Origin of the sequence: Tsukamurella sp. DT100 (assembly GCF_049844855.1) — a bacterium.
GTDB lineage: Bacteria > Actinomycetota > Actinomycetes > Mycobacteriales > Mycobacteriaceae > Tsukamurella.
Window position 1 is genome coordinate 290,973 of the sequence record NZ_JBNCLV010000001.1, and the last position, 15,452, is coordinate 306,424.

Below are 15,452 nucleotides of genomic sequence, written 5' to 3' on the forward strand. Positions count from 1 at the left end.
TCCGTCGAACACCAGCGTAACCCGGCCGCGCACCGTCGCCCCGGTGGCGAGCCGTTCGCGGACTCGCGCGTCAGATCTCGACGCCCTCGAACTGGGCCCGGTACAGGTCGGCGTAGTGGCCGCGGGCCGCGAGCAGCTCGTCGTGCGAGCCCTGCTCGACGATCCGCCCGTGGTCCATCACGACGATGACGTCGGCGTCGCGGATGGTCGACAGGCGGTGCGCGATGACGAAGCTGGTCCGGTCGGCCCGCAGCGCGTGCATGGCCCGCTGCAGCAGCACCTCGGTGCGGGTGTCCACCGAGCTGGTCGCCTCGTCGAGGATGAGGATGGCCGGCTCGGCGAGGAAGGCCCGCGCGATGGTGATCAGCTGCCGCTCGCCCGCGGAGACGCTGCCGGACTCGTCGTCGAGCACGGTGTCGTAACCGTCGGGCAGGGAGTGCGCGAAACGGTCGACGAAGGTGGCGCGCGCGGCGGCGTAGACCTCCTCGTCGGTCGCGTCGAGGCGGCCGTACCGGATGTTCTCGCGGATGGTGCCCTCGAACAGCCAGGTGTCCTGCAGCACCATGCCCATCCGTCGGCGCAGGTCCGCGCGGTCGACCTCGGCGATGTCGACCCCGTCGATGGTGATCCGGCCGCCGCTGAGCTCGTAGAACCGCATGATCAGGTTAACCAGGGTGGTCTTGCCCGCGCCGGTGTGGCCCACGATCGCGACGGTGCGGCCCGGCTCGGCGACCAGGTTCAGCCCCTCGATCAGCGGTTCGTCGGGCTTGTAGCCGAAGGAGACGTCCTCGAAGGCGACACGGCCGCGCGTGGGCACGGGCAGCGCGCCGGCGAGCTCGGCGGTCTGCTCGTCGGCGTCGAGGATAGCGAAGACCCGCTCGGCGGAGGCGACGCCCGACTGCAGCATGTTCACCATCGAGGCCATCTGCGTGACGGGCTGGGTGAACTGCCGCGAGTACTGGATGAAGGCGATCACGTCGCCCAGGCTCATGCCGCCGGCGGCCACCCGCAGCCCGCCCACGACGCACACGGCGACGTACTGCAGGTTGCCGACGAACATGCTGATCGGCATCACGAGGCCGGAGAGGAACTGCGCCTTGTAGCTCGCGTTCATGAGCGCGTCGTTCTCCTGCGCGAAGCGCTCCTGCAGCGCGTCGCCGCGGCCGTAGACGGTGACCAGGTCGTGGCCGGTGAAGGCCTCCTCGACCTGCGCGTTGAGCGAGCCCGTCGACTTCCATTGCGCGACGAAGTGCTTCTGGCTGCGCTTCATGATCTGTCCCGCGAAGATCACGATGAGCGGGATCACGACGACCGCGACAGCGGTCAGCAGCGGCGACACGACGAGCATCATGATCAGCACCCCGACCACCGTGAACGCCGAGACGATGAGCTGGCTCAGCGCCTGCGTCAGCGACTGGCCCAGGTTGTCGATGTCGTTGGTCACGCGGGAGAGCAACTCGCCGCGGGGCTGCTTGTCGAAGTAGCTCAGCGGCAGTCGGTTCAGCTTCTCCTCGACCTCGCGCCGCAGCGAGTACATGACCCGCTGCACCGCGCCGTTGAGCAGGAAGCCCTGCGCGTACTGCAGCAGCGCGCTCGCCACGAACAACCCGATCACCCACGCGAGGATGGTGCCGACGTGCTGGAAGTCGATGCCCGGCCCGTGCTGCAGTTGCGAGCGGAAGCCGTCGTAGATCGCGTCGACCGCGCTGCCGATCACCTTCGGCGCGATCACCGCGGCGGTGACCGAGCCGACCGACAGCAGCACCGCGGCCGTCATCGCCGAGCGCTGCTCCCGCAGCCGGCCCAACAGTCGTTTCAGCGAGGGCCAGAAGGTCATCGGCTTCTGTGCGGGCGAGCCCGCCGTCGCGGCGGCGGACGCCCGTGCTCCCGGTCCGGTCATGCTGCACTCCCCGCCGTCGCCTGGCTGCCGGCGATCTCCTGGTAGGTGGGACACGTCTCGAGGAGTTCGGCGTGGGTACCGTGGCCGACCACCTCGCCGTCCTCGAGAACGATGATCTGATCGGCGCCCGCGATCGTCGAGATGCGCTGGCCGACGATGAAGACGGTGGCGTCCCGCGTGTACGGCCGCAAGGCCGCACGCAGTTTCGCGTCGGTCGCGAGGTCGAGCGCGGAGAAGCTGTCGTCGAAGAGGTAGACCGCGGGCTTGGCGACGAGGGCTCGTGCGATGGCGAGTCGCTGCCGCTGCCCGCCGGAGACGTTGGTGCCGCCCTGGGCGATCGGCGCGTCCAGGCCGCCGATTTCGGCGACGAAGTCGTCGGCCTGCGCGATCCGCAACGCCTCCGCGAGCTCGTCGTCGGTGGCGTCCGGGTTGCCGAAGCGCAGGTTGCTCGCGACGGTGCCGCTGAACAGGTAGCCGCGCTGCGGCACCAGCCCGACGTGCCCCCACAGGGCGTCGGCGCGGAGATCGCGGACGTCGACGCCGTCGTAACGCACCGCCCCCGCGGTGGCGTCGAAGAGGCGCGCCAGCAGGTTGATCAGCGTCGACTTCCCCGAACCGGTGGACCCGATGATCGCGACCGTCTCGCCCGGGCGGGCCGACAGGTTCACGTTCTGCAGCACCGGTTTCGCGGCGCCGGGGTAGCACATCGTGACGTCGTCGAGCTCGACGGTGCCGGTGATCGCGGGGAGCGCGTCGGGGCGCTCCGGCGGTCCGACCGTGGAGGTCGTGTCGAGCACCTCCGTGATGCGCTCGGCCGCGACGGAGGCGCGCGGCACCATCATCACCATGAAGGTCGCCATCATCACCGACATGAGGATCTGCATCATGTACTGCATGTAGGCGGTGACCGAGCCGATCTGGGCGGAGCCGTCGGCGATGAGGTGCGCCCCGAACCACCAGACCGCGACCGTGGAGAGGTTGAGCACCAGCATCACCCACGGGAACATGACCGCCATCAGCCGCATCACGCGGACGGAGGCGTCGGTGAGGACGGTGTTGGCACCGTCGAACCGCTCGCGCTCGACGGGCTCGCGGACGAAGGCCCGGATCACCCGGACGCCCGTGAGCTGTTCGCGGAGCACCTGATTGACCGAGTCGAGCCGGGTCTGCACCACGCGGAAGCCGGGGATCATCTTGGCGATCACCACGCCGAGGACCGCGCCGAGAACGGGCACGGCGACCACCATGAGCCAGGCGAGTCCGGGTTCCTCGCGCAGCGCCATGAAGACGCCGCCGACGGCCATGAACGGGGCCTGGATCATCATCGACAGCGTCATCAGCACGAGGAGCTGCACCTGCTGCACATCGTTGGTGGTGCGCGTGATGAGCGAGGCCGCGCCGAAGCCGGAGACCTCGCGGCCGGAGAAGGTGCGAACGCGGCCGAACAGGGACCGCCGGGTGTCGCGGCCGAAGGCCATGGCGCTGCGGGACGCGAAGTACGTGGCGCCGCCCGCGGCGATCACCTGGAACAGCGTGATCACCAGCATGATTCCGCCCATGCGCCAGATGTAGCCGGTGTCGCCCGGGGTGACGCCGAGGTCGATGATCTTGGCGTTGATGCTGGGCAGCACCAGGTTCGCGACGACGCTGACGAGTTGGAAGGCGGCCACGGCGAGCAGCCACGGCCGGTAGGGCCGCAGGTGCTCGGCGATGAGTCTGAGAAGGGTCACTGGGGGCTGTTCCTTCCCGCGGAGGGAGTGGTGGGCTGGGCTGAGATGCCGTCGAGCAGGACGTCGACGATGCGTTGCGGCGACAGGACGTGCCCGTCGCTGATGTGGGGGTGGCTGCCGGAGAAGGTGAGCAGGCGCAGGAGGTGAATGGCCTCCTCCGGAGGGACGGATAGCTGGTCGGCGTCGTCGCCGATGACGTCGTGGAGCCGGGCCATCACCGCCGGGCCGCCGTCCTTCGCCCGACGGTGCGCGTCCCGGTCGCGGGTGTGGGGCGGCGCGACGAGGCCGAGCGCGTCCATGAGGCCGAAGATCCGCTGGAACCGGGCCTGGACGAGCTCGGTGAACCGGTAGAGCCGTTCCCGCAGCGGCAGCGCGGGGTCGATGCCGTCGATCTGCGCGAGCAACTCGTCGGGGTCGAAGGATTCGATCATCACCGCGTCGAGCAGGGCCTCCTTGGAGTCGAAGACGCGGAAGATGGTGCCCTCGGCGACCCCCGCGGCGGCGGCGATCTGCTTCGTCGTGGGCACGGCGCCGTGCTCGAGCAGGGCGTCCCGCGTGGCCGCGATCAGCGCCGCGCGCCGCTCGTCGGGCGGCAGGTGCGGCGCGCGGGTTCGAGTTTCGTTAGCCGCGGGCACGACTTCGAGACTACAGAAGTGAGCGCCCACTCACAATTGATTTTCCGTTCGCCCCCGGCGAATCGGTCGATTGCGGACGAGCCCCGTCAGTCGAGGAGATCGACCAGGGCCCCGTCGAGATCCGGGTACGCGAACGCGAAGCCCGCGGCCGGCAGCACCGTCGACGTGGCGTGCCGCCCCGTGAGGCCGAGGGCCGGATCGCTGCGCATCGCGATCGCGCCGAGCGCCAGGACTGGCGCGGGTGTCGGCGGCGCGGGCGGCCGGTGCAGGTGCCGGCGCAGCGCACCCATCAGGTCGGCGTTGCGCACGGGGTGCGGCGCGGCCGCGACCACTACCCCGTCGGGCAGGTCGACGCCCGGCTCGATCCCCAGTCCCGCCCGAACGATCGCCAGCCAGTCGTCCCGGTGGATCCAGCTGAACCCCTGCCGGCCGTCGCCGAGGCGGCCGCCCAGGAAGGCCCTGGTGACGCCGACCATCTTCGCCATGGCGGGCGAGTCGGTGTCGAGCACGATGGAGGTGCGCAGCACGGTCAGGTGTTCGGTGTCCGCGTCGGCCGCCGCATCCTCCCACGGGCGGGCGACGCCGGTCATCTGCGACAGTCCCGGGTCGGGCAACGGAGTGTCCTCGGTGCACCACCGCTCCCCGGCATCGCTCCAGATGGCCGTCGTGCTCGCCTGCACCCAGCGGCGGACGCCCTTACCGCGGGCCGCCGCGACGAGCGCGCGGGTCGCGTCCACTCTGCTCGCGGTGAGCGCGGCGACGTTCGCCGCGGTGGGCCGGCAGTCGACCAGTTTCCCGGCCAGGTTGATCACCGCGGCGTTCGGCGCGTCGAGCACCGCCTCCCACGCGCCGACGGTGCGCCCGTCCCACGCGACCTGCGGGTACGGCAGGTCGTCGCGGATCGAGCGGGTGAGGATCGTGACGTCGTGCCCGCGGCGGACGAGGTCGGCCGCCACCCGGCGGCCCAGCGCCCCGGTGCCGCCCGCGATGACGACGTGGAGCGGTTCCGCGGCGCGGGGCGGGCCCGCGAGCATCGTCAGCCGCGCGAGACTCGTGTCGGCGTCGGCGGCGAACCGCTGGGCGACGAGGCGGTCGAAGAACGGCCCGGACGGGCCGTCGGAGGTCACGGTCTGCTCGACGACGGTGCCGCCCTCGACCGGATGCAGCGCCCAGCGCAGGACGGTGGTCCCCGCGGACTCCTCCTGCGTGAGCGCGAGGGCGCGTTCCGGCGCGAACTCGGTCACGCGGGCGGGTTCCGCGAACCGGCGATGGACCCACGCCGCGCGCAGATCCGGCACCCAATCCACGCGGGCGCCGAGGGCGACCAGGTCGCGCAGCGCTGCCGAGGTGACGAAGGGCTGCCACTGCGGCAGGCGTTCCAGGTCGACGAGGACGTCCCACAACGAACGCGCCGGAAGGGCGATGAATCCGCTGCTGCGATGCACGGTGGCCATGCCTCCGACGCTAGTTCGCGATGACGCGGATTCACTGTGTGATCGCGGAGAGCTTTCTCACATCGTGAGATGAATCTCGTGCGCCTCGCCGGCCGTCAGCGTCACCAGCAGTGCCACCTCCACGAAAACCCGCCCCCGCGATGTCATCTCACCACGGTACCGATCCAGCGAGCAGAGAAGCGGCCAGCGTCGTCAGCGCTGTTCGCGCAGGATCTTCTCGATGTCGTCGAGGACCATGCCGCCGCCCTTGGGCCCGACGCCGGAGACCCAGTAGGCGGTGTCCACGACGGACACGCGCGGGAACCAGGCGCGGTTGTCGCGGATCTCCGCGGGGATCGTGGACGCGTCCCCCGGCTTCTGCGACGGCACGAAGACGTAGTCGGCGTGCGCGGTCGACAGGTTCTCCAGGGAGATGTCGGCCTGGATCCCGTCGGCCCAGTCGCGCGGGGGAATCGTGAAGCCGACGCACTGCAGGGCGCTGCCGGCGAAGGACGTGGGTCCGTACAGGCTCAGCTGCGAGCTGCGCGGCCGGATGAACTGCGCCGTCTTCCCGTCGAGCGAGAACTCCGCCTTGATCGCGGCGCACCGCCCGTTGTAGTCGGCGAGCAGCTTGTCGACGTCGGCGCTGCGGTTCAGCGCGTCGCCGATCACGCGCGCGTTGTCCTGCCAGGGATCCGCCTGGGTCTTGATGTACACCGTCGGAGCGACCTTGCTGAGCCGGTCGTACAGCGCCGCGTGGCGCGCCTCCGTTCCGAGGATGAGATCGGGCTTGAGGGCGGCGATCTTCTCGACGTCCGGATCGGGCACGGTGCCCACGGCCTCGACGCCGCTGACGCCGAGGTAGGCCGGCATCGTCGTCACGTTGCTGGCGACCGCCGCGCCGACCGGCGTGATCCCGAGCGCGACCGCCGTGTCCAGCTCCAGCGGCTCCAGGGTCACGATCCGCTGCGGATGCTGCGCGACCTGGGTCGTACCCCGCGCGTGGGTCACGGTACGGGTATCCGATGGAGCACCGTCGCCCCCGCCACCGCCGGAGCACGCGGCGACCGCCAGCGCCGTACCCACCAGAACCATCGCCCATTGCCTCTTCATGGACTTAGGTTAGCCTGATCTATATTGCAAACCTCCGGGTCCCACGCGAGACACCTGTCGAGTCAGGTGTACACCACGCTGAGGATCACCCGACTAACCCCAGCACCGCCGGCCTGGACGGCGGCATCCACGAACGGGTCGGTCGGCCTCGCGGACACGGCGACGACAGTGCGACACCTGTCGAGGCGGCCCTGTTCGACCGCCTGCGTCACGAGGAACTGCCAGCTACTTCCGCCTCGTTCGAACCGGGATCCCGGCGCCGCGTCGAGAAGGCGTACAGAACCTGGCACCTCACTGAACCCGACCGGCTGCGCAAGGTCGCGACAGTCCGGGGCGAGCTCGCGGACACTACGTTCGCCGAGTTGCGCGAAGAAGTCGTCGAGACCACCGGAGGGGGCGTCGAAGACGGCGTGCATCGACGAATCCCGCGACGCGTACTCCTGCGCCGTCACGACGGCGATCCCCTCCGGCAGCACGGCTCCCGTCCAGTTCTTCACAACCGTCCGCACACCGTCGGCGTCGAGGTCGCGCGTCGTGTCACCGAAAGTCACACACGAGGCGACCACGCAGACGAAGGTCGCCAACACCGCCATGGCCACGACGACAGAGACCAGGCATCCCGACTGCCGCGCCCGCGACGAATTCATATCAACACGATGCAGATCCAGAACACCAATCTATCGCGGCGGCACCGGACGGTCATCGGGGCCGGGGACGACGGTCACCGCCGACGACGGGAGCAGGGCGGAGACGCCGAACCGGGCACCGTCGCGCGGGAGGACCTGGACGGACCGCACCCCGGGCCGGCCGGACACCGCGCGCAGCGCCTCGCCCGTGCCCCACACCACGACGCCGACCACCGCGGGAACACCCGCGCGCAAGCGGGAGGCGGTGACACGGGCGATCGCGTCACCCCGCGCCCCGGGGGCGACGAGTCCCGGCATCGCCAGGGCGGCCAGCTCGTTCACCGCCCGCACGCCCTCGATGCTCTGGCCGGGCGGCACCGTCGCCGTGGGGGTCTGGACGCCGGGGATGCGCACCCGGACCAGCACGCGGCCCACGCGGTCCAGGCCCGCGGCACGGGTCCACACCTCGTCGGGCGTCCACTCGGTCGCCGGGGAGATCAGCGCCCAGCGCCGCTCCCCCGCGGGCGCCGCGGCCAGCGACGCGCGCGCCTCGCCGAGGTACTCGGCGACGGCCTGGCCGGACTGCGGGCCGAGCCGGTCACCGTCGGACCGCGCGACCCGCACCGGCGTCGCCGAGCCGAGCCAGAAGGCCAGGCCGAGGGCGACGGCGAGCAGCGCGGCCCAGCCGGCGAGGGTCCGGGTCACGCGTCCCGCAGGACGTCCAGGGCGTGCTGCAGATCGTCGGGATAGGGCGAGGTGAACTCCACGTACTCCCCCTGCGTGGGGTGCGTGAAGCCCAGGGTGCGGGCGTGCAGCCACTGCCGGTCCAGGCCCAGCCGCTTGGCGAGAACCGGGTCGGAGCCGTAGGTCTGGTCGCCGCAGCACGGGTGGTGCAGCGCCGCGAAATGCACGCGGATCTGGTGCGTGCGGCCGGTCTCGAGGTGCACGTCCAGCAGCGTCGCAGCCTGGAAGGCCTCGATCGTGTCGTAGTGCGTGATCGAGGGCTTGCCGTCCTTGGTGACCGCGAACTTCCAGTCGGAGCTGCGGTGCCGGCCGATCGGGGCGTCGATGGTGCCGGACATCGGATCGGGATGGCCCTGCACCAGCGCGTGGTACCGCTTGTCGACGGTGCGCTGCTTGAACGCCCGCTTGAGCACGGTGTACGCGCGCTCGGAGACGGCGACGGCCATGACGCCGGAGGTGCCGACGTCGAGGCGGTGCACGATGCCCTGCCGCTCGGCCGCGCCCGAGGTGGAGATCCTGAAGCCGGCGGCGGCGAGGCCGCCGATCACCGTCGGCCCGGTCCAGCCGACGGAGGCGTGCGCGGCGACGCCCACGGGCTTGTCGACGACGACGATGTCGGCGTCGGAGTAGAGGATGTTCATCCCGGGCACGGGCTCGGCGACGATCTCCAGCGGCCGCGCAGGCTCGGGGAGCGTCACGTCGAGCAGGGCCCCGGCGTGCAGCTTGTCGGACTTGCCGACCGCGACCCCGTCGAGCGTGACCGAGCCCTCCGCCGCCAACTCGGAGACGACGGTCCGCGAGAGCCCCAGCAGGCGGGCGACACCCGCGTCGACCCGCAGGCCGTCGAGCCCGTCGGGCACGGGCATGGTGCGCGATTCACGCATCGGTCGCCTCCGATCCGGTGGTGCCGGCCTTCTCGGCCGTGGTCGTCTCCGGTGTGCGCGTGCGCTTCTCGCCGAAGCCCTCGTAGGGGTCGCGCCCGAACAGCGTGAGCGCCACGAGCAGCACGGCGGCGACGCTGATCGCGCAGTCGGCGGTGTTGAACACGGGGAACCAGTCGCCGACGGAGAAGAAGTCGATCACGTGGCCCCGGAAGACGCCGGGGGCGCGGAAGATCCGGTCGGCGAGGTTGCCCAGCGCGCCGCCGAGGACCAGGCCGAGGCCGAGCGCCCAGGGCAGCGACGTGAGCTTGGAGCCCATCCGCACGATCCACACGACGACGCCCACGGCGATCAGCGTGAGCACCCAGGTGTAGCCGGTGGCCATGGAGAAGGCGGCGCCCGGGTTCTTCACGAACAGCAGGCTGAACGGGCCGAGCACGTGGATCTTCTCGCCGTAGGTCATGTGCCGGACCACCGTGGTCTTCGCGGCCAGGTCGATGAGGAAGACCGCGACCGCGACCACCGCCAGGAGGATGCGCGGGTTCCGATACCAGCTCGGCCGTGCAGTTGCGGGGGAATCCATGGCTCCATCATCCACTACGGTGGCGGTGTGCATGGCAAGCGGTTGCGGCTGGTCCCGGTGGTGGCGACGTCGACGGTGGTGCTCGTCACCGCCCTCGCGGGATGCGGGGACGGCGACTCCGCCGGCGCCGGCGCCTCCTCGTCGGTGGCGCCCGCCCGGCAGTCGGTGGCGGCCCCGGCCGCGACGGCGGGCTGCGTCGCGACCCCGCCGGCGCTCCCCAGCCACGCGGTCACCGTCGACGTGCCACAGGCGAAGGTGGTGCTCGACTCCCCCGGCACCGGTGCGCCGCGCGCGCTGACGGTGCGCCCGACCGCGGTCGCGGAGTACGCCCTGTTCACCAACTCCCTGCAGGTCTCCCAGGTCGGGACCGAGCCACCGTCGGGTGGCAACCGCGACGTCACGCTGCCGATGGTCGCGCAGCCGACCTGCGCCGATCCGCTCGACGTCTACCTCTTCTTCGCCGCGCCGCGGTCCACCGACGCCGCCACCACGCAGGCCCTCGAGGTCGAGGCCGGGTCCGTCGCCCGCGTGCGGCTCGCCCCGAGCGGCGAGGTGCGCGCGTTCACCCTCGCTGCCCCGCCCGGAGTCTCCGCCGAGGCGCAGTCCACGTTCGAGCAGGCCCTGCTGCAGACCTTCCTGCGGCTCGTTCCCCTGCCCGCCGAGCCGGTCGCCCCGGGCGCGACGTGGACCGTCACGCGGTCCATCCGCGCCGACAGCACCCTCACCCAGACCATGCAGGTGACGCTCGGCGGCACCGTCGAGCGGCCCGAGCTGAAGGCGAAGGTCGACGAGTCGCCCGACGACTCCGTCTTCCGGGTGCCCGGCAGCGGCACCACCCTGACGATCGAGAGCTACACCTCCGAGGGCAACGGCACCATCGAGATCGACCCGGCGCGGGCCTTCGGCCAGGGCGGCGTGCAGTTGGAGGGCGGCCGCACGCTGCTCGGCGACGATCCGGCGAAGAAGCTCACGCAGAAGACGGGCAGCGTCTACCGGTTCGGGCCGAAGTAGCCCGGATCCCGCGGTCAGTGGCAGGAGGGCGAGTCGCGCCCGACCTGGACGATCATCTGGCAGGCGTAGGAGCGCTGCAGCTTCCACCGGCCCTCGTCGAAGGCGAGGGACGCGTAGGCGAGCTGGTTCGTGCCGCCCATGAGCACCGAGAACTGCGCCTTCGCCAGGCCCGGCTGCTCCAGCACCGGTCGGCCGATGTGCCAGCTGACCTGAGGATTGTCGCTGCGCAGCTTGACCAGCTCGTCGAACAGCGGGGCGTCGGCGGGGGTGGCGCCCTGCACCAGCTGCACCTTCTCCTCGAGCGGGACCTTCGGATCGACGGCCCGGGAGAGCATCTCCTCGAGCTGCTGCGTCGACGGCGCGCGGTCCGGCGTGCTCGACGGGGCCTCCGTCACCTGGGCGGAGACGGCCGAGGGGGTGCTCGACCGCGATTCGGTGCTCTCCCCGCTGCAGGCACCGCAGGCCAGGCCCACGAGTACCGCGACGGGGGCCATGAAGACCCGTCCGCGCATCGAGAAGTTCACCTCCGTCCGGCCGCTGCTTCGCCGCCTCCACTATGCCAAACGCGGCGCGGTGCGCCACCGCAGCCCGCGTCCGGCATGCGATGCTGCTCGCATGCCTGAAGTGATCGTGCTCGCCACGGGCGGCACCATCGCCAGCCGTTACGACGACGCCGGCGCCGCGGTCCCCGCCGACGCGGGCGCGGCGCTGGTCGCGACCGCCGGGGCCGTACCCGGCGTCGACGTGACGGTCCGCGACGTGACCTCGGCGGACTCGTCCGCGCTGACGCTCGACCAGCTGGACGAGATCCGCGCCGCGGTCACGGACGCCCTCGGCGACCCGGGCGTGGCGGGCGTCGTGGTGACGCACGGCACGGACACCATGGAGGAGACCTCACTGCTGGTCGATCTCACGCATGCGGACCCGCGGCCCGTCGTCTTCACCGGCGCGCAGCACCCCGCCGACTCCCCCGCCGCCGACGGTCCCGCGAACCTCGCGGAGGCGATCGCCGTCGCCGCCGACCCCGCCTACCGCGGACTCGGGGTGCTGCTCTCCTTCGCCGGGCAGGTCCAGACGGTGCGTGGCCTCGCTAAGGTCTCCACGGTCGCGCCGCAGCCCTTCGCCGGCGGCCTCCCCGTGGCCGAGCTCGCCGGCACCGCGCCGCACCGGCTGCTGACCAAGCCCGCGCCGGTCGCGGGGGTCCGGGTGGACGTCGTGGCGTCGTATCCGGGGGCCGACGGTGCGCTCGTCGACGCGGCCGTCGAAGCCGGGGCGCGCGGGATCGTGCTGGCGGGCACCGGAAGCGGGAACACGACGGTGGCGCTGGCGGACGCGGTGCGGCGCGCCCTGGACGCGGGTGTCGTCGTGGTCGTCTCCACGCGGATCGCGTCCGGACCCGTCGACGCGGCGTACGGCGGGGGCGGCGGCGCGGCCGATCTCGTCGCCGCCGGGGCGCTGCTGTCGCGGCGCCTGCGGCCCGGCCAGGCGCGGATCGTGCTGCTGGCGCTACTGGCGGCCGGCGTGGGCCCGCGGTGGATCGGGGCGTATCTGGGGCGGTAGCCCGGGGGCGCGGTAGGTTCGGCTCATGGCCCGCGGAATGGCCGGCCCCACCCAGCCGGCACGCCTGATCGTCCTCGGTTTCGGCCTGACGACGGTGCTCGGCACCATCCTGCTCTCCCTGCCGATCGCGTCGACCGACGGCCGGCGGACCGGCCTGAGTACGGCCCTGTTCACCGCCACGTCGGCGGTGTGCGTCAACGGCCTCGCGGTGGTCGACACCGAATCGCACTGGTCCACCTTCGGCGAGGTGGTGATCATGGTGCTGGTGCAGGTGGGCGGCCTCGGGATCATCTCGCTGGCGTCGCTGCTGGGGCTGCTCGTGGCGCGGCACATCGGGCTACGGCTGCAGATCGTGGCGCAGGCGGAGAACAAGAGCCTGCAGCTCGGCGAGAGCAAACGGGTGGTGCTCGGTGTGGTCCGGATGAGCCTCGCAGTGGAGGCGGTGACGGCGCTGTTCCTGTTCGCGCGGTTCGCGACCGCCTACGACCACTCCCTCGGGCGGGCGGCGTACCTCGCCGTGTTCCACGCCGTCACCGCCTACAACAACGCGGGCATCGCGCTGTGGGGCGACAGCCTCACGCGGTTCGCCACCGACCCGATGATCATCGTGCCGATCATGGTCGCGATCGTGATCGGCGGACTCGGCTTCCCGGTGATCTACGAGGTCACGCGGGCGGTGCGGCGCAGCGTGGGTCGCGAGACCGCGCTCACCCGATGGTCGCTGCACACCAAGCTGACACTGGTCACCTACTTCGCGCTCACGGTGGTGGGCGTCGCGATGATCACCGCGTTCGAGTGGACGAACCCGGCCACGCTGGGGCCGCGGGACGTCGCCGGCAAGATCCTCACCGGCACGTTCGCGGGCGTCTCGCCGCGGACCGCCGGTTTCAACTCGATCGACGTGGGAGCGATGCACCCGACGTCGCTGCTGACGACCGACGTCCTGATGTTCATCGGCGGCGGCAGCGGCGGTGTGGCGGGCGGGATCAAGGTGACGACGTTCGCGATCCTGGCGTTCGTGATCTGGGCCGAGATCCGGGGCGAGCCCACCGTGCACGCGTTCGGCCGGCGCATCGGCGCGGACGTGCAGCGCCAGGCGATCACGGTGGCCCTGATGAGCGTGGGCGCGGTGATGACGGGCACGCTGATCATGCTGCAGATGACGCGGTTCGACCTCGACGTGGTGCTGTTCGAGGTGGTGTCGGCGTTCTCGACGGTGGGCCTGAGCACCGGAATCACCGACGAGCTGCCCCTCGGCGGGCGGATACTGCTGGTGGTGCTGATGTTCGCGGGCCGACTCGGTCCCGTGACCGTGGCGTCCGCGCTCGCCCTGCGTGAGCGCGAACGCCGTTACGAATTGCCGGAGGAGCGTCCGATCGTTGGCTAAGTCACTCAAACGCAGCGGAATGCGCATCGTCGTGATCGGGCTGGGGCGGTTCGGGACGTCCCTGGCGAACGAGCTCATCCTGCAGGGCGCGGAAGTACTCGGGCTGGACGCCGATCCGCGCCGGGTCCAGCGCATCTCCGACGACCTGACGTACGCCGCCGTCGCCGACTCCACCGACGAGGAGGCGCTGAAGCAGTTGGGAGTCCCCGACTTCGAGCACGCGGTGGTCGCCATCGGGTCGGATCTCGAAGCCGGGATCCTCACGACCTCGCTGCTCGCCGAGTTCCGGATCCCCAACATCTGGGCGAAAGCCACGAGCCATCAGCACCGCAGGATCCTCGAGCGGGTCGGCGCACACCACGTGGTGCTCCCCGAGCACGAGATGGGCGAGCGGGTGGCGCATTTGGTGACGGGCGGGAAGATGCTCGACTACGTGGAGTTCGAGCAGGACTACGCGATGGTCAAGGCGCACGCGCCGCGCAGCATCGTCGGGAAGGCGCTCAAGGATTCCGGCGTGCGGTACAAGTACGGGATCACCGTGGTCGCGATCAAGCACCCCGGCGAGGATTTCACGCACGCCGACTACGACACGATCGTCCAGGACGGCGACGTGTTGATCGTGGCGGGCCGGAACGAGGCCGTCGAGGCGTTCGCGGACGTGAACTGACGGCGTTTCAGTCGCACTGCTTCGGAGAGTTCAGTGCGGCGCGGACTGCGTCGGTGTGCTCGCCCAGGGCCGGCGGTCGGCGGTAGTCGGCGACGGGGGTGCGCGAGAAGGCGATCGGGTTGCGCACCTGGTCCATCGCACCGTCGCCGACGGTGACCCGCGGGCGCAGCCCGAGGCGGTCGGCGAGCGCGAATCCCGAGGCGACGTCGCCGACGGTGCCGGCCGGGACCCCGGCATCGGTCAGTCTGCGGGCCCACTCCTCGGCGTCCTGCGCCGCGAGGCGGTCCTCGAGCAGCGCGACCATCTCGGCGCGGTGCCGCACGCGGTCGGGATTGGTCGCGAACCGCGGATCGTCCGCCAGTTCCGCGGCGCCGACGGTGCCCGCGAGCCGGGCGAACTGACCGTCGTTGCCGCACGCCACGGCGATGATGCCGTCGCGGCATCGGAGGGTCTCGTAGGGCGAGATCGACGGGTGGGTGTTGCCCATCCGTGCCGGGGCGGTGTCCGTCGCGAGGAAGTTCGCGCCCTGGTTGGCGAGCGAACCGAGAAGGGACGAGAGCAGATTCACCTCGACGCGCTGCCCCAGGCCCGAGCGCTCCCGCTCGTAGAGGGCGGCGAGGATCCCGGCGACGGCGTCCTTGGCGGTGACGACGTCGACGAGGGCGACGCCCACCTTCATCGGATCGCCGTCCGGCTCGCCCGTGATGCTCATCAGCCCGCCGACGGCCTGGACGAGGAAGTCGTAGCCCGGCAGGGCGGCGCCCTCGCCGGAGCCGAAACCGGTGACGGAGCAGTAGATCAGGCGCGGGTTGGCCGCGGCCAACTCCTCGTAGCCGAAGCCCTTCTTCTCGAGCGCCCCGCTGCGGAAGTTCTCGACGAGAACGTCGGCGCGGAGCGCCAGTTCGCGGGCGGCGGCGCGGTCCTCGGGATCGTCGAGGTCGAGCTCGACGCTGCGCTTGGAGCGGTTCGCCGACTCGAAGTAGGCGCTGGTCCGCTCGGTCCAGGGCGGTCCCCAGGCCCGGGTGTCGTCGCCGGTGCCGGGACGTTCTAGCTTGATCACGTCGGCGCCGAGGTCCGCGAGCATCACCGTCGCAAGGGGACCCGCCAGCACGCGACTGAAGTCCGCGACCACGATTCCGTCGAGTATCGATGTCATCGTCTCTCCCTGCCTGACCGGTATCC

At 71.3% G+C, this 15,452-nt stretch carries 15 protein-coding genes; 4 read left to right on the plus strand and 11 right to left on the minus strand.

Annotated elements, in window-relative coordinates; all coding sequences use genetic code 11:
- Positions 1-70 precede the first annotated feature (70 nt).
- The 9 genes from ACLQ3K_RS01410 to lspA form a co-directional block, all read right to left on the minus strand.
- A complete protein-coding gene (locus ACLQ3K_RS01410) occupies positions 71-1,900 on the minus strand; it encodes an ABC transporter ATP-binding protein (RefSeq protein ID WP_425996452.1) in 1,830 nt (609 codons plus the stop codon).
- Positions 1,897-3,630 (minus strand): ABC transporter ATP-binding protein, encoded by a 1,734-nt coding sequence (locus ACLQ3K_RS01415; protein WP_425996454.1) that lies wholly within the window; start codon positions 3,628-3,630, stop codon positions 1,897-1,899. The genes ACLQ3K_RS01410 and ACLQ3K_RS01415 overlap by 4 nt, the downstream gene beginning before the upstream one ends.
- Positions 3,627-4,265, minus strand: coding sequence for a TetR/AcrR family transcriptional regulator (locus ACLQ3K_RS01420; RefSeq protein ID WP_425996456.1), 639 nt, complete (start codon positions 4,263-4,265; stop codon positions 3,627-3,629). Before ACLQ3K_RS01420 ends, ACLQ3K_RS01415 begins: the two co-directional genes overlap by 4 nt.
- A gap of 86 nt (positions 4,266-4,351) precedes the next feature.
- On the minus strand, positions 4,352-5,719 hold the full coding sequence (locus tag ACLQ3K_RS01425) for a DUF1731 domain-containing protein (protein WP_425996458.1): 1,368 nt from the start codon (positions 5,717-5,719) through the stop codon (positions 4,352-4,354).
- 192 nt (positions 5,720-5,911) lie between these two features.
- Positions 5,912-6,811: an ABC transporter substrate-binding protein gene (locus ACLQ3K_RS01430; protein ID WP_425996460.1), complete on the minus strand. Its 900-nt coding sequence runs from the start codon at positions 6,809-6,811 to the stop codon at positions 5,912-5,914.
- Between the two features lie 62 nt (positions 6,812-6,873).
- Entirely contained in the window at positions 6,874-7,410 is a 537-nt protein-coding gene (locus ACLQ3K_RS01435; RefSeq protein ID WP_336671360.1) for a hypothetical protein, read from the minus strand.
- 78 nt (positions 7,411-7,488) lie between these two features.
- A complete protein-coding gene (locus ACLQ3K_RS01440) occupies positions 7,489-8,142 on the minus strand; it encodes a hypothetical protein (RefSeq protein WP_425996462.1) in 654 nt (217 codons plus the stop codon).
- Positions 8,139-9,065, minus strand: coding sequence for an RluA family pseudouridine synthase (locus ACLQ3K_RS01445; protein ID WP_224646617.1), 927 nt, complete (start codon positions 9,063-9,065; stop codon positions 8,139-8,141). The genes ACLQ3K_RS01440 and ACLQ3K_RS01445 overlap by 4 nt, the downstream gene beginning before the upstream one ends.
- Positions 9,058-9,645, minus strand: a complete 588-nt coding sequence (gene lspA, locus ACLQ3K_RS01450; protein WP_425996464.1) for a signal peptidase II — start codon at positions 9,643-9,645, stop codon at positions 9,058-9,060. Before lspA ends, ACLQ3K_RS01445 begins: the two co-directional genes overlap by 8 nt.
- Positions 9,646-9,672: 27 nt before the next feature.
- On the opposite strand from lspA, the gene ACLQ3K_RS01455 reads away from it, so the two are divergent.
- Positions 9,673-10,656 carry a hypothetical protein gene (locus ACLQ3K_RS01455; RefSeq protein WP_425996466.1) on the plus strand — a complete coding sequence of 328 codons (984 nt, stop codon included), beginning with the start codon at positions 9,673-9,675 and terminating at the stop codon, positions 10,654-10,656.
- A gap of 14 nt (positions 10,657-10,670) precedes the next feature.
- Here the strand turns inward: ACLQ3K_RS01455 and ACLQ3K_RS01460 are convergent, their stop codons facing one another.
- Positions 10,671-11,168, minus strand: coding sequence for a hypothetical protein (locus ACLQ3K_RS01460; RefSeq protein WP_224646620.1), 498 nt, complete (start codon positions 11,166-11,168; stop codon positions 10,671-10,673).
- Between the two features lie 103 nt (positions 11,169-11,271).
- Here ACLQ3K_RS01460 and ACLQ3K_RS01465 point away from each other — a divergent pair, with 103 nt between their 5' ends.
- Genes ACLQ3K_RS01465 through ACLQ3K_RS01475 form a run of 3 tightly spaced genes read left to right on the plus strand, consistent with a single transcriptional unit; the run spans position 11,272 to position 14,270 of the window.
- Positions 11,272-12,216, plus strand: a complete 945-nt coding sequence (locus ACLQ3K_RS01465) for an asparaginase (protein WP_224646621.1) — start codon at positions 11,272-11,274, stop codon at positions 12,214-12,216.
- A 25-nt stretch (positions 12,217-12,241) separates the two neighbouring features.
- Entirely contained in the window at positions 12,242-13,603 is a 1,362-nt protein-coding gene (locus tag ACLQ3K_RS01470; RefSeq protein ID WP_224646622.1) for a TrkH family potassium uptake protein, read from the plus strand.
- A 19-nt stretch (positions 13,604-13,622) separates the two neighbouring features.
- Positions 13,623-14,270 carry a potassium channel family protein gene (locus tag ACLQ3K_RS01475; protein ID WP_224646623.1) on the plus strand — a complete coding sequence of 216 codons (648 nt, stop codon included), beginning with the start codon at positions 13,623-13,625 and terminating at the stop codon, positions 14,268-14,270.
- Positions 14,271-14,277: 7 nt separating this feature from the next.
- Here ACLQ3K_RS01475 and ACLQ3K_RS01480 read toward each other — a convergent pair whose 3' ends face one another.
- Entirely contained in the window at positions 14,278-15,426 is a 1,149-nt protein-coding gene (locus tag ACLQ3K_RS01480) for a CaiB/BaiF CoA transferase family protein (RefSeq protein ID WP_224646624.1), read from the minus strand.
- Positions 15,427-15,452 lie beyond the last annotated feature (26 nt).

Coding starts and splice junctions, on each gene's coding strand:
- ACLQ3K_RS01460 (WP_224646620.1), bottom strand. CDS start 11,168: ATGCGCGGACGGGTCTTCATGGCCCCCGTCGCGGTACTCGTGGGCCTG.
- lspA (WP_425996464.1), bottom strand. CDS start 9,645: ATGGATTCCCCCGCAACTGCACGGCCGAGCTGGTATCGGAACCCGCGC.
- ACLQ3K_RS01470 (WP_224646622.1), top strand. CDS start 12,242: ATGGCCCGCGGAATGGCCGGCCCCACCCAGCCGGCACGCCTGATCGTC.
- ACLQ3K_RS01410 (WP_425996452.1), bottom strand. CDS start 1,900: ATGACCGGACCGGGAGCACGGGCGTCCGCCGCCGCGACGGCGGGCTCG.
- ACLQ3K_RS01425 (WP_425996458.1), bottom strand. CDS start 5,719: ATGGCCACCGTGCATCGCAGCAGCGGATTCATCGCCCTTCCGGCGCGT.
- ACLQ3K_RS01445 (WP_224646617.1), bottom strand. CDS start 9,065: ATGCGTGAATCGCGCACCATGCCCGTGCCCGACGGGCTCGACGGCCTG.
- ACLQ3K_RS01480 (WP_224646624.1), bottom strand. CDS start 15,426: ATGACATCGATACTCGACGGAATCGTGGTCGCGGACTTCAGTCGCGTG.
- ACLQ3K_RS01430 (WP_425996460.1), bottom strand. CDS start 6,811: ATGAAGAGGCAATGGGCGATGGTTCTGGTGGGTACGGCGCTGGCGGTC.
- ACLQ3K_RS01475 (WP_224646623.1), top strand. CDS start 13,623: ATGCGCATCGTCGTGATCGGGCTGGGGCGGTTCGGGACGTCCCTGGCG.
- ACLQ3K_RS01465 (WP_224646621.1), top strand. CDS start 11,272: ATGCCTGAAGTGATCGTGCTCGCCACGGGCGGCACCATCGCCAGCCGT.